The following is an 11,777-nucleotide window of genomic DNA, read 5'->3' on the forward strand; positions in this document are numbered from 1 at the left end:
CTACCCGACCTCCAGGAAGCGCAGCACCGCGAGCACCCGGCGGTGGCTGTCGTCGGCCGGCGGCAGGTCCAGCTTGGTGAAGATCGAGTTGATGTGCTTGGCCACCGCGCTGTCGCTGACCACCAGGGCGGCGGCGATCGCGGCGTTCGACCGGCCCTCCGCCATCAGCCCGAGCACGTCCCGCTCGCGCGGGGTCAGCCGCTCCAGCGGGTCGCGGTGGCGGCGCAGCAGCAGCTGGGCGACCACCTCCGGGTCCAGCGCGGTCCCGCCCTCGGCGACCCGCTGCAGGGCGTCCACGAAATCGTCCACATTGGCCACCCGCTGCTTGAGCAGATAGCCGACCCCGCTGGTGTTGGTGGCCAGCAGATCGGCGGCGTAGCGCTCCTCGACGAACTGGGAGAGCAGCAGGACCGCCACCTCGGGCCACTGCCGGCGGATCATCAGCGCGGCCCGGACGCCCTCGTCGGTGAAACCGGGCGGCATCCGGACGTCCGCCACCACCACCCGGGGCCGGTGCTCCTCGACCGCGGCGAGCAGCGCCTCGGCGTCCCCCACCGCGGCGGCGACCTCGAAGCCCACCGCCTCCAGGACCTTGACCAGGCCGACCCTCAGCAGGACCGAGTCCTCGGCGATCACAGCGCGCACGGCAACTCCACGGTGATGGTGGTGGGGCCCCCGAGGGGGCTGAGAACGGACAGCGTGCCGTCGACCGAGGCGGTGCGCTTGCGCAGACCGGTCAGCCCGGTACCGCGCGAAGGGTCCGCACCGCCCACACCGTCGTCCCTGATGACCAGCCGCAGCCGGCCGCCGACCGCCCGGACCGAGAGGTCGACCCGGGACGCGCGGGCGTGCTTGGCCACATTGGCCAGCGCCTCGGAGACGGTGAAGTAGGCGACCGCCTCGACGGTCGGGGCGATCCGCTCGGCGAGGTCGACGTCGAGCCGCACCGGCAGCGGGGCCCGGGCCGCGATACCGGACAGCGCCGCGTCCAGACCGCGGTCCTCCAGGACGGCCGGGTGCAGGCCGCGGACCAGGTCGCGCAGCTCGTCGATGGCCGCCTGGGCCTCCTCGTGCGCGTCGATGATCACCTGCATGGCCTCGGGCGGGACGTCCTTGAGGGTCCGCCGGGCCAGCCCCAGGTTCATCGCGAGCGAGGTGAGCCGCTGCTGGGCGCCGTCGTGCAGGTCACGCTCGATCCGGCGGCGCTCGGCGTCCGCGGCGTCCACCACACCGGCCCGGCTCTCGGCGATCTCCTCGACCCGGCGCTCCAGGGTCTCCGCCAGGCCCGGCCCGAGCAGCCGGCGGGCCGTGCGCTCCTCCAGCCACGCCAGCAGGGCCGTCGCCCCGGGCAGCACGGCCAGCAGCGCCACGCCGCCGAAGGTGACCGGGATGTTCAGGGTGAGCCACTCCGTCCGCACCGGGCTGGAGTGCGGCATGAGCCAGGCCCAGCCGTAGACGGTGGCCATCACCAGACCGGCGCCCCACGCGTACAGCAGCGCCACCGCGCCGATCGCGAGCACCGGGCCGACGAGGAGGTGGTAGCCGACCTGACGCCAGTTCACGCCGGTCCGCAGCCGGAGCAGCAGGCCGGACGGGGCGTCGGCCGGCCGCAGCAGCAGGGGCACCTCGACCCCGCGCAGGGTGCGCAGGCGACCGCGCTGAACGGCCGTCAGCGGGCGGAGACAGGCCAGGAGCAGGAGGACCACCGGCACGAACAGCTTGGACTGGGTGAAGGCCATCCAGACCGGCAGTGCCATCGGGATGCCCGCGGCGGTGAAACGGGTGTCGCGCCAGACGTCCGCCGACCACGGAGGCCGACCGGCGCCCCTGGCGAGCGCTCGGCGCAGCGTGGTGGAGGGCATGGCCGACAGCGTAGAGCGTGATCATCGGCCGCTGCCATGAAGGGGTGTACAGGCCGGGGGTGCAGCTGGGTACACCCCCGGTCGGGAGCGGCGCACTACCGACACCGGGCGTGGTGCGCGGAAGGCTTGACGGCATGACGAGCACCGCATCGCACTCCGCCGCCCCGCCGCCCGGGCGGCCCGGACCGGCAGACGGGACGGCAGACGGGACGGCACACGGCCGGGCCTCGGTGCCCGGCCCGGCGGCGTCCGGCGCCGGCTCCGCCGCGACCTCCTGGGCCGCCTCCTGGGCGGCTGGGGACGGCGACGGGCGGCTGCCCGTCGGGCCGCGCGGCCCGTGGTCGGTGCGCACCGTCCGGGCCGGACGGGGCCGGGCCGCCCTGGAGGTGTACGAGCACGGCGAGTTGGTGGATGTCCTGGTCGCCGCGCGGCTCACCTCGCAGCTGTTGTGCGCGGCCCGGCGCTGCATGGCCGACGACGCGGACCCGGGCTCGGGTCCGCGCCCGGGCTCGGGCGGGAACGGGCGGCGGGCCTACGGCGTCGCCTGGGGCCGGCTGCCGCAGGACGGCACGGCGCCCACCGTGGGATTCACCGCCGGACGGCTGCGGTGGCTGGGCCGCCCGGCCCGGATCACCGCGGCCGGACATGTCGTCGCGGTGGCCGGGGAGTTCTGGCTGGCCTGGGCGGAGGGCTCGTTCGACGGCGTCCTGGTGGAGCACCCGGGCGAGGGCGTGCGCGAGCGGCGGCCGCTGAAGCGGATCCGCCGCCACGCCACCCGCGTCGGTACCGGCACGACCGTCGACACCGGCACGGCCGATGACGTGACCGACGGTGTGAACGGCGGCGTGACCGGTGGTGCCGCATGAGCACCGCCGTTCTGACCGCCCGCCCCGCCGCGCTGCCGGCCCTGCCGGCCCGCGCGGAGAAGGTGCCCGCCCTGGCCGCGCTGGCGCTGCTGCCCTGGCTGGCGGTGCTGGCCGTCTGTCACGAGACCGCCTGGGTCGTCCTCGATCTGCTGGAGCTGTCCGCCCTGCTCCGGCTGGACGCGCTGCTGCGCCGCCGCAGCCCGGCCGCGCTCCGGCCCGCCGTCGCGGTGGCGCTGCTGCTCGCCGCCGACGCCCTCGCCGACATCGGCACCGCCGGATCGGGTCTGCCGCTGCTCGCCGCCCTGGTGATGGCCTGCTGCGTCGAACTGCCGCTGGCCGCCCTCTGCCTGGTGCTCGGCCGCGCCGCCGCCGCGCGCGCCGCCGGTTGCTCCACCACCGGCCGTGCCGCTCAGAGCCGAGTCGGCAGCCGGTTCATCAGCTCACGGGTCTCCTCGTCCCTGGGGGTGTAGGCGATCAGCCGCGGTCCCTGGCGCGGGCCCAGCCAGAAGCTGGTGTAGTCGCAGCGCAGCAGACCGACGCCCGGGACGTGGAAGCGCTTGAGCCCGTTGCCCGGCCGCTGGACGTCGTGCCGCTGCCAGGCCGCCTCGAAGTCCGGCGAGGCCTTGCGCAGCCGGCAGAGCAGCGCCTTCCAGGCCGGTTCGGCACTGTGGTCGGCCATCGCCGAGCGGAACCGGGCCACCATCAGCTCGCGTTCGCTCTCGTGGTCCACCAGGACCTCGCGGAAGCGCGAGGGCGTGAACGCCAGCCAGAGCAGGTTGCGGTCCTCGTACGGCAGTGCGTCGAGGTCGCCGACGATCCCGGTGTACTGCGGGTTGTACGCCAGCACGTCGTAGCGGGAGTTGACGACCCCCGCCGGGTACGGCGCCATCCGGTCCAGCACCAGCCGGACGCTCGGGGTGATCGTCGGGCACTCCACCACCGGTGCCGGGTCCTCCGCCGCGGCGAGGGTGAACAGGTGGGCGCGCTCGCTCGGGTCGAGCAGCAGCGCGCGGGCCACCGCGTCCAGCACCTGGGTGGAGACCTGGATGTCACGCCCCTGCTCAAGCCACGTGTACCAGGTGACCCCGACCGCGGCGAGCTGCGCCACCTCCTCGCGGCGCAGCCCCGGCGTCCGGCGCCGGCCGGTCATCGGCAGGCCCACCTGGTCGGGCGCGATCCGCTCGCGGCGGCTGCGCAGGAAGGCGGCCAGCTCGTGCCGCCGGGCCTCGGCGGGCGCGAGGGGGGTGTGGGCGGCGCTCGCGACGGGAGCGGTGGCGGCGGTGGTCAGGCTCATCACCCCAGCATGCGCCACCCGGGAGCCTGTTGCCAGGTACTTCTTATACCCGGATAAGCACACTCTGGTACCAGGGTGTGGTGGCCTGGATGGTAGGACCCGTGACCCAACAACTCGCCGTCGCCAAGACCACCGTCACCGTTCCACCCCGACCCGCCGGAGCGGCCGCCACCACCCCCGGCACCGCTTCCGGCGGTACCACCGCACCCGGCGCCGCCGCACTCGGCACCGCCGGGCTGGTCACCGTCCTGCTCGGGGCGTTCCTGCCGATGCTGGACTTCTTCATCGTCAACGTCGCCCTGCCCACCATCGACCACGACCTGGCCGCCGGGCCCGCCGTCCTGGAACTGGTCGCCGCCGGGTACGGCGTCGCCTTCGCCGTCCTGCTGGTGCTCGGCGGCCGGCTCGGCGACATCTTCGGCCGCCGCCGGCTGTTCGTCGTCGGCGCCGTCGCCTTCGCCCTGACCTCGCTCGCCTGCGGACTCGCCCCCGGCGCGTGGAGCCTGGTCGCCGCCCGCGCCGCGCAGGGCGCCTCGGCGGCCCTGCTGATCCCCCAGGTGCTCGGCACCATCACCGCCGCCACCCACGGCGCCCGGCGCGGCCGCGCGCTCAGCGTCTACGGCGCGGTGGCCGGCATCTCGGTGGTGATCGGGCAGGTGCTCGGCGGCATGCTGGTCGCCGCCGACCTGTTCGGCACCGGCTGGCGCTCGGTCTTCCTGCTGAACGTCCCGTTCGCGCTGCTCGCCGTCGTCCTCGCGGTCCGCTACGTCCCGGAGAGCCGCGCCCCGAGGGCCGCCCGGGTGGACGTCCCCGGCACCGTCCTGCTCGCCGCCGCGCTGGTCTCGCTGCTGGTCCCGCTGATGGAGGGGCGCGCGGCCGGCTGGCCGCTCTGGTCCTGGCTGCTGCTCGCGCTCTTCCCGGTGTTCACCGCCGCCTTCGCGGTCGTCGAGCGCCGCACCGAACTGCGCGGCGGCACCCCGCTGGTGCCGCCGTCCCTGCTGCGGATCCCCGAGATGCGACGCGGGCTCGGTATCGCGCTCCCCTACTTCGCCGGCTTCGGCGGCTTCATGTTCGTGGTGGCGGTCGCCCTCCAGCAGGGCCTGCACCTCGGCCCGGTGGCGGCCGGCTGGGCGCTCGTCCCGATGGCCGTCGGCTACTTCGGGGCCTCGCTCGCCGGCCCCCGCCTGATCGGCCGCTTCGGCAGCCGGGTGCTCACCGCGGGCGCCGTCGTCCAGGCCGTCGGCCTGGCCACGCTGGCCCTCACCGTCCTGGCCGACTGGCAGCACTTCTCGCCGCTGCGGATGGCTCCCGGCGTCGCGCTCGCCGGCATCGGCCAGGGCCTGATCGGCACCCCGCTGTTCCGCGTCGTTCTCTCCAAGGTCCCCGCCGACCGCGCCGGCGTCGGCAGCGGTGTCCTCGCCACCAGCCAGCAGTCCAGCCTCGCCCTCGGCGTCGCCACCCTCGGCACCCTCTACCTGGCGCTCTCCCCGGCCCTGGGCATGGACCGCGCCCTCGCCCTGGTCCTCGGCATCCAGCTGCTCGGCTCCTTCACCATCCTCTACCTCACCACCCGCCTGCCCCGCTCCATCGGCTGACCGGCCGCCGGGCCTCAGGTTCCGGACGGCCCCGGCCGTGGACGTGCCCGGGTGACCCAGCGGTAGGCGAGGTGGACCGCGAGGCCCAGCAGCGTCATGACGACCGACGCGATCAGCGCGACCACGTCGAGCGTGTTCCGGACCAGCGAGTCCCGGACGCCGATGCTCGACTCGAGGGCGGCGGTGCCGGTGTGCCGGGGGTCGTACACCACGGCCACGGTGTCACGTACTCGGGCGGTCCCGGTGACATAGGCCAGTCGGGTCTCGACGGACGTCCCGTCGGACGCCGTGAACCGCACCCGGCAGTCGGAGTTTCCTGCGGGGTTGTCCTCCGGCCCGCTCACCCCGGTGCATTCGGTGACGACCGCCCGGGTGTGGACGCCGCGGCTCCGCAGGACCGACGTCACGCCCATGTCGTGCGGTATCAGGTAGACGACGCCGAGGACGAACAGCAGGACCCCCAGGGCGATCATCGCCAGAGAGCCGTTCCGCACCGTCCGGCCATGGTCCGGCAGGTTCTCCATCGTTCCCCCTGGTGTCGGCGCGGCGGCCCACGCGCGCTCACGCTAGCCGCACCCGCGGACAGCGTGAAGGTCAGGGCGGTGCAGCCCAGTTCAGCCCTGGCCGGCGGCACGCCAATACCCAACGGTCACTCGGGCGGAGGGCGAATCCGTCACGCCATCTGGCCCTGGGGTCTGAGGTCGTGCCCTGCTCCCCATCCATGCGTGGGGAGCAGGGCGTCGGCCGCGTACTCGAACCAGACCACCTTGCCCGCACCTGACGGGTGCCAGCCCCAGCCGTGCGCCAGCCCCGCCACCAGCAGCAGACCGCGACCGCCGGTCGGATCCGTCTCGTCCTGCCGGTCGCGAAGCTCCGAACACAGGTCGGCGACCTCCACCCGGAGCCGGCCGTCGCTCCACCGGAGGGTCACCGTGCAGCGTTCCCCCGTGTGCTCCACGGCGTTGGCGATCACCTCGTCCGCACACAGCTCCACCTCCCGCAGCGCCTCGTCCGAGAACGGGACTCCCCACACCCTGGCCACCTCCACCACCAGCCTGCGCGCCGACGACACGGCAGCCGCATCCGGAGCGACACCCCACTCCGAAAGGACCGGGAACCGCGCGGTATTGAGCGGACTGATCACTACGAACACCCTTCGTCGGAGCCGGGCTGCCCGGCCGCCCTCAGGAACCGCGGCACTGCCGCCCCGGCCACCTTCACCGAGTCCGACAACAAACCCTTGATGACATTCAGTGAATGCCCGATCACGCTCGTGGGACCATCGGGCATGCGGTGCTCGCATACGGATATGCGTGAGGCGCATTCGAATGCATGGTTGGTCCGGTCGAACTCGTAGTGTGGAGTGGGCTGTTGAACTGGAATTCGACAGCGCTCCGGGACGCGTCCCGGGCGCGGAACTACGGCAAGATCATCGAGCTGGCCAGGACGCACCATCGCATGACACAGCTCCAGCTGGGCGAGGCGTGCGGGCTCTCCCAGTCGGCAATCTCCCGCCTGGAAAAGCGCGGCAGCAGTCCGTACACCATGGATGTGCTCATCCGCGTATCGGCGCACCTCGGAATCCCAGCGGCCTTGCTCGGCCTCGCCGACACGGGCGTGCGGGCCGGAAACGGGACTGAACACGTGGAACGACGGCAATTCCTCGGAGGGGTCGCAGCGATGGCTGCGACCCCTGTACTCGCAGCCATACCAGAGCTGCCCGACGAGTCCGGGCAACAGGCTGCGGCACTCCGACTCGGCACGACCTCGTACCGCCGCCTGGACGGATCGACCCCCTCGCGGGAACTGTCCGGTGCGGTGCACTCCCATATGCGGCTGATTCAGGCGCTGGTGGGTTCAGCCCCGACCCCCGGCCATCGGACGAAGCTCGCCGCCGTCGCCAGCGAGGCAGCCGGCCTTGCCGCATGGCTGGCCTGGGACATGGGCGACAACGGATCGGCGCGCTCGTTCTACGGGTCCGCCGTCAAGGCTGCCCGATCGGCAGGGGATCCCCTCCTGGCCGCCTACCAGGCCGGCAGCCTTGCGCAGTTCGAAGCCCACGCGGGCAATGCCGCACAAGCACTCGGCCTCGCAGCCGCGGCGCGCCGGTTCCTGGGGCCGACTCGTCCTGCGATCGCCGATGCGTGGTTGTCTTCGGTCGAGGCTCTTGGGCACGCCGCCAGGGGCGACCAGCGCAGCGCCGACCGCGCACTGACACGGAGCCGGGCTGCGGCGGAGACCCACACCCGCGATGAACCGCCGCCCTGGCCCTGGGTGTTCGCGTTCGACGAAGCCAAGGTCGCCTCGTTCAGGGTGACCTGTGGCGCCAAGCTCGGTCTTCCGGAATGGGCCGTCACCGCTGATGCGGCCGCTCTCGCCACCGGCCATGCGAAGCAGCGCGCGCTGCTGGTCCTGGACATCGCCGCGGGGCACCTTGCGGCGGGAAGGATTGAAGCGGCCTTTGCGCTCGCTTCACGGGCCATGGACACCGGGCTCCACTACCGTTCGGGGCGAATCGTCGAACGAGCCCGCGCTCTGCGACGTTCGCTCACCACCTCCTCACCGCCCAAGGTCGTGAGGGACTTCGACGAGCATCTGCACGGCGTGTATCTGTAGGGATCTCCAGGGAGGGGACGCGATGCGTATCGGGATCACCGGGCACCGGGGGCTGACGGCCGAGATCGAGCAGCAGGTCCGACGGCTGCTGGAGAACGCCGTCCGGGACCAGGACCCGGCCGGGCTGACCGTCGTGTCGTGTATCGCCGACGGGCCGGACAGCTGGCTCGCCGGGACCGTCCTCGAGCGCGGCGGACGGCTCGAGGTCGTGATCCCGGCCGAGGAGTACCGGAACAGCCTGCCCGTGTGGCACCACCCGGTCTACGACCGGCTGCTGCGCGGCGCCTCGGCCGTCCACCGCACCGGCATGGTGCCGTCCGACGAGGCCGCCCACATGGCCGGGAGTGAGCTGGTGGTCGGCCTGGCGGAGCGACTCCTCGCTGTCTGGGACGGCCTGCCGGCCCGGGGCTACGGCGGGACGGCCGACGTGGTGGCATACGCGGAACGGCGCGGAGTGCCGGTTCAGGTGCTCTGGCCGCACGGGGCGGCCAGGTAGCCGCACGTCGACGGAAGTCCTCCACGCATGGTACGAGGAGGAGGATCGCTGGTCCTCCTCCTCGCAGGGGCCTTCGTCAGGGGTCAGTGGTCGCGGTGCCGGTCGGCGTCGCGGCGTTGGAGCCAGGCGGCGGACCAGTTCGTCCCGGTTATCAGGGCGGCGGCGAAGAACATCCACCAGACCAGGCGGCCGACCTCCGGCTGGTCGGCGTCGATCAGGCTCGCGGCCGCGAACGCGACGCCCCCGGAGAGCGTGAAGGTCAGGGCGGTGCAGCCCAGTTCAGCCCTGGTCGGCAGCTTCCCGCCGCTCATCGGGACGTCCCTTCCGGAGAAGTCCGACGAGGACGGTGCGCGCGCGGGCGGGAGGTGCCCCCATCACGCCACCTGCCACAGGGGCCGGAGGTCCTCCCCCGCACCCCACCCGTGTGCGGGGCGCGGGGAGCCGTCCGGCTCGCGATCGGCCGCGTACTCGAACCAGACCACCTTGCCCGCACCGGACGGGTGCCAGCCCCAGCCGTGCGCCAGCCCCGCCACCAGCAGCAGACCGCGACCGCCGGTCGGATCCGTCTCGTCCTGGCGGTCGCGAAGCTCCGAACACAGGTCGGCGACCTCCACCCGGAGCCGGCCGTCGCTCCACCGGAGGGTCACCGTGCAGCGGCCGCCGGTGTGCTCCACGGCGTTGGCGATCACCTCGTCCGCGCACAGCTCCACCTCCCGTAGCGCCTCGTCCGAGAGGGGGGCGTCCCAGGCCCGGACGACCTCCACCACCCGCCTCCGCGCCGACGGCACCGCGGCCGCGTCCGGCGCGACCTCCCAGGCGTACGGCACCGGGAACCTCGCGGTGTTGAGTGGACTGCGCGTGATCACTGCTTCTCCATCCGATGGTGAGCCTGTGTCCGCCGGCCGAGGCCCGGGACTCGTCTGCCGCGTCAGCACCCGGCCCCCGCCCACCACGATCGTGCGAACACAGCCGCGTCACCCGGGAGCCTGACATTGATTCAACGCGGGTACAGAGCCTGAGAGAACCGGCGATGCTGGTGCCCGCGTTGAACCGGTTGAACGAAGAACGGGGGTCGCGATGGCGCAACGACCGCGCACACCGAACACCGAACTCGCCTCGCTCATGCACGAGGCGACCTGGGGGAACGACCAGCTCGCGCGGGCGGTGAACCGCGTCGGGAACGAGGCGGGCCTCCATCTGACCTACGACAAGTCGTCCGTCTCACACTGGCTTTCGGGAGCCCGGCCGCGTGCCGAGGTCCAGGAGGTGATCCGGGAGACGCTGTCGCGCAGGCTCGGCCGCCCGGTGACGCCCGAGGAGACCGGCCTCGGTGACGCCGCCCAGCCCAGCGGCAGGAAGGGCGTCCTGTCCGAGCTGATGTCGATCGGCCGGGCCGACATGGACCCGTCCCGCCGGGGCGTCCTCGCCGCCGGGCTGTACTCGGTCGCGTTGACGCTGCCGGGCTTCGACGGCGCGGCCGAACCGGTCGACCGCGCGGCGGCGGGCCGCACCGTCCGCATCGGCCAGGGCGAGGTCGAGACCGTCCGGGCGGTGACCGAACGGATCGCCGGCATCCTCGACGAGCTCGGCGCGGCCCACGCCCGGCCGATGGCGGCGGCGTTCCTGGTCAACTCGGTCGGGCCCTGGCTCCAGGCGTCCGGCAGTGACCGGGTGAAGGCCGACCTGCTCGCGGCCGCGGCCGATCTCACCTATCTCACCGGGTGGATGGCGATGTACGAGACCGCGCACGGGCTCGGCCAGCAGTACTACGTCCAGGCCCTCAGGCTCGCCCGCGAGGCCCAGGACCATGTGACCTACTGCCGCACCCTGCGCGGCATGGCCCTCCAGGCCGCCAACCTCGGCTACGGCTCGAAGGCCCTGGAGTTCGCCGACTCGGCCGCCCAGGCGGCCCCCGTCGCGGGCCCGCGCCTGCGGGCCTTCCTGACCGGTCAGCAGGCACACGGCGCGGCCATGGTGAAGGACCGCAGACAGGCCTTCGCCCGGCTGGCGGAGACCGAGACGGCGCTCTCCAGGGCCGACGGCCGCAACGACGCCGTCGGCGGCTACGACCAGTCCTCCTATCACTTCCACGTCGCACACGTCCTGTACGAACTCGGCGACCTCCCCGGGGCCATCAGAGAACTCCAGTTCTCCAACCGGGCCCGGCCCGCCAACGGGAAACAGGGCCGGGTCCACGCCAACGGGCTGCTCGCGCGGCGCCAGATGGAGCTCGGCCACATCGAGGCCGCCTGCGCGACCTGGGACACCTTCCTGGACGACTACGTGACGATCAGCTCGGTCCGCGGCGACGAGCACTTCCGCGCCCTCGACGCCGCTCTCCCCGCCCACCTGGGCAACCGGACGGTCCGCCAGCTCCACCAGCGCACCGGCGAGGTGGCCCGGCAGAAGGCGGCCTGACCGGTGGCCTCTCACTCCTGGAAACAGAACGACGGCGGGGCGTCGAGTTGGCCGGTCCGGCGGCGCTCTCCAGGCAAAGAAAGTCGATATGCCAATCATGCAAAACGATCTATGCTGACCGGGTTCACGAACTCTCCCCGTGATCTCCGCTTGAGAAGCAGGTTTGCTTGATGAAGTTGCCCAAGGTGTCCGCAGTCCTCGCTGCGGCTGCGCTGGCGCCCACCGTCCTGTTCCCGTCGATGGCCTCCGCTGCCGAGCAGCCGAAGCCCACCGGTGTTTCCGGTCCGGACACGGCGTCCGACGCCGCGGCGGACCACGACTCGGCCCAGGAGGCGCAGGACCGCGCCGAGGTGCAGCGGATCCTGGCCGACAAGGAGTCGGGGCCCGGCGTTCGCGAAGCCGCCCAGAAGGCACTCGACGGCACCGCCGCCGACCTCCGGCACTTCCTGGAGGTCGAACTGCCGAATCGGCGCGAGCACGACGACCGGGTGAAGGTCGCCCAGATCCTCAGCGCCGGCGGCCCCGCCGTCCAGAAGGCCGCCAACGCCGCGTTCGGCGGCACCCACGAGGACATCCTCAAGTTCCTCAAGGAGGGCCAGTACACCGCCCGCGCCGAGGACGACGACCGCG

The 11,777-nt window shown here is 73.1% G+C and carries 14 protein-coding genes; 7 read left to right on the plus strand and 7 right to left on the minus strand.

The genetic code is table 11. The annotated features are described in order from the left end of the window. Window positions 1-645: a response regulator transcription factor gene (locus ACIQIB_RS11835; RefSeq protein ID WP_363607192.1), complete on the minus strand. Its 645-nt coding sequence runs from the start codon at window positions 643-645 to the stop codon at window positions 1-3. Then, complete coding sequence (locus tag ACIQIB_RS11840; protein ID WP_400757721.1) at window positions 633-1,862, minus strand: histidine kinase; 1,230 nt, start codon at window positions 1,860-1,862, stop codon at window positions 633-635. The genes ACIQIB_RS11835 and ACIQIB_RS11840 overlap by 13 nt, the downstream gene beginning before the upstream one ends. 134 nt (window positions 1,863-1,996) lie before the next feature. On the opposite strand from ACIQIB_RS11840, the gene ACIQIB_RS11845 reads away from it, so the two are divergent. Both ACIQIB_RS11845 and ACIQIB_RS11850 read left to right on the plus strand, forming a co-directional pair. Next, window positions 1,997-2,728: a hypothetical protein gene (locus ACIQIB_RS11845; protein WP_400757722.1), complete on the plus strand. Its 732-nt coding sequence runs from the start codon at window positions 1,997-1,999 to the stop codon at window positions 2,726-2,728. After that, window positions 2,725-3,198, plus strand: coding sequence for a hypothetical protein (locus ACIQIB_RS11850; RefSeq protein WP_400757723.1), 474 nt, complete (start codon window positions 2,725-2,727; stop codon window positions 3,196-3,198). Before ACIQIB_RS11845 ends, ACIQIB_RS11850 begins: the two co-directional genes overlap by 4 nt. Here the strand turns inward: ACIQIB_RS11850 and ACIQIB_RS11855 are convergent. Next, the gene (locus ACIQIB_RS11855) at window positions 3,138-4,022 is read right to left on the minus strand and encodes a helix-turn-helix transcriptional regulator (protein WP_363607197.1); all 885 of its coding nucleotides are present in this window, start codon (window positions 4,020-4,022) and stop codon (window positions 3,138-3,140) included. The two genes, ACIQIB_RS11850 and ACIQIB_RS11855, sit on opposite strands and share 61 nt — an antisense overlap. Before the next feature lie 89 nt (window positions 4,023-4,111). Between ACIQIB_RS11855 and ACIQIB_RS11860 the strand changes: the two genes are divergently transcribed. Then, window positions 4,112-5,617, plus strand: coding sequence for an MFS transporter (locus ACIQIB_RS11860; RefSeq protein WP_400757724.1), 1,506 nt, complete (start codon window positions 4,112-4,114; stop codon window positions 5,615-5,617). Window positions 5,618-5,631: 14 nt separating this feature from the next. On the opposite strand, the gene ACIQIB_RS11865 is transcribed toward ACIQIB_RS11860, so the two are convergent. Further along, complete coding sequence (locus ACIQIB_RS11865) at window positions 5,632-6,141, minus strand: DUF3592 domain-containing protein (RefSeq protein ID WP_400757725.1); 510 nt, start codon at window positions 6,139-6,141, stop codon at window positions 5,632-5,634. 149 nt (window positions 6,142-6,290) lie between these two features. Further along, window positions 6,291-6,941 (minus strand): ATP-binding protein, encoded by a 651-nt coding sequence (locus ACIQIB_RS11870; RefSeq protein WP_400757726.1) that lies wholly within the window; start codon window positions 6,939-6,941, stop codon window positions 6,291-6,293. 47 nt (window positions 6,942-6,988) lie between these two features. On the opposite strand from ACIQIB_RS11870, the gene ACIQIB_RS11875 reads away from it, so the two are divergent. After that, window positions 6,989-8,233 (plus strand): helix-turn-helix domain-containing protein, encoded by a 1,245-nt coding sequence (locus ACIQIB_RS11875; protein ID WP_400757727.1) that lies wholly within the window; start codon window positions 6,989-6,991, stop codon window positions 8,231-8,233. Between the two features lie 22 nt (window positions 8,234-8,255). Next, the gene (locus ACIQIB_RS11880) at window positions 8,256-8,729 is read left to right on the plus strand and encodes a hypothetical protein (RefSeq protein ID WP_363607203.1); all 474 of its coding nucleotides are present in this window, start codon (window positions 8,256-8,258) and stop codon (window positions 8,727-8,729) included. Between the two features lie 83 nt (window positions 8,730-8,812). Here ACIQIB_RS11880 and ACIQIB_RS11885 read toward each other — a convergent pair whose 3' ends face one another. Further along, window positions 8,813-9,040 (minus strand): hypothetical protein, encoded by a 228-nt coding sequence (locus tag ACIQIB_RS11885; RefSeq protein ID WP_363607204.1) that lies wholly within the window; start codon window positions 9,038-9,040, stop codon window positions 8,813-8,815. 63 nt (window positions 9,041-9,103) lie between these two features. Further along, entirely contained in the window at window positions 9,104-9,595 is a 492-nt protein-coding gene (locus ACIQIB_RS11890; RefSeq protein WP_363607205.1) for an ATP-binding protein, read from the minus strand. A 211-nt stretch (window positions 9,596-9,806) separates the two neighbouring features. Here ACIQIB_RS11890 and ACIQIB_RS11895 point away from each other — a divergent pair, with 211 nt between their 5' ends. Together ACIQIB_RS11895 and ACIQIB_RS11900 are read left to right on the plus strand one after the other, a co-directional pair. Next, window positions 9,807-11,147, plus strand: coding sequence for a hypothetical protein (locus tag ACIQIB_RS11895; RefSeq protein ID WP_363607207.1), 1,341 nt, complete (start codon window positions 9,807-9,809; stop codon window positions 11,145-11,147). A gap of 170 nt (window positions 11,148-11,317) precedes the next feature. Next, window positions 11,318-11,777 (plus strand): ALF repeat-containing protein (locus tag ACIQIB_RS11900; protein WP_400757728.1); only part of this gene is annotated, 460 nt, incomplete at its 3' end.

Origin of the sequence: Kitasatospora sp. NPDC092286 (genome assembly GCF_044755565.1) — a bacterium.
Lineage (GTDB): Bacteria > Actinomycetota > Actinomycetes > Streptomycetales > Streptomycetaceae > Kitasatospora.

What these genes read in the sequence shown, in the direction of transcription:
- ACIQIB_RS11840 (WP_400757721.1), bottom strand. Translation starts at nt 1,862, where the DNA reads ATGCCCTCCACCACGCTGCGCCGAGCGCTCGCCAGGGGCGCCGGTCGG.
- ACIQIB_RS11845 (WP_400757722.1), top strand. Translation starts at nt 1,997, where the DNA reads ATGACGAGCACCGCATCGCACTCCGCCGCCCCGCCGCCCGGGCGGCCC.
- ACIQIB_RS11850 (WP_400757723.1), top strand. Translation starts at nt 2,725, where the DNA reads ATGAGCACCGCCGTTCTGACCGCCCGCCCCGCCGCGCTGCCGGCCCTG.
- ACIQIB_RS11855 (WP_363607197.1), bottom strand. Translation starts at nt 4,022, where the DNA reads ATGAGCCTGACCACCGCCGCCACCGCTCCCGTCGCGAGCGCCGCCCAC.
- ACIQIB_RS11860 (WP_400757724.1), top strand. Translation starts at nt 4,112, where the DNA reads ATGGTAGGACCCGTGACCCAACAACTCGCCGTCGCCAAGACCACCGTC.
- ACIQIB_RS11865 (WP_400757725.1), bottom strand. Translation starts at nt 6,141, where the DNA reads ATGGAGAACCTGCCGGACCATGGCCGGACGGTGCGGAACGGCTCTCTG.
- ACIQIB_RS11870 (WP_400757726.1), bottom strand. Translation starts at nt 6,941, where the DNA reads ATGCGCCTCACGCATATCCGTATGCGAGCACCGCATGCCCGATGGTCC.
- ACIQIB_RS11880 (WP_363607203.1), top strand. Translation starts at nt 8,256, where the DNA reads ATGCGTATCGGGATCACCGGGCACCGGGGGCTGACGGCCGAGATCGAG.
- ACIQIB_RS11885 (WP_363607204.1), bottom strand. Translation starts at nt 9,040, where the DNA reads ATGAGCGGCGGGAAGCTGCCGACCAGGGCTGAACTGGGCTGCACCGCC.
- ACIQIB_RS11895 (WP_363607207.1), top strand. Translation starts at nt 9,807, where the DNA reads ATGGCGCAACGACCGCGCACACCGAACACCGAACTCGCCTCGCTCATG.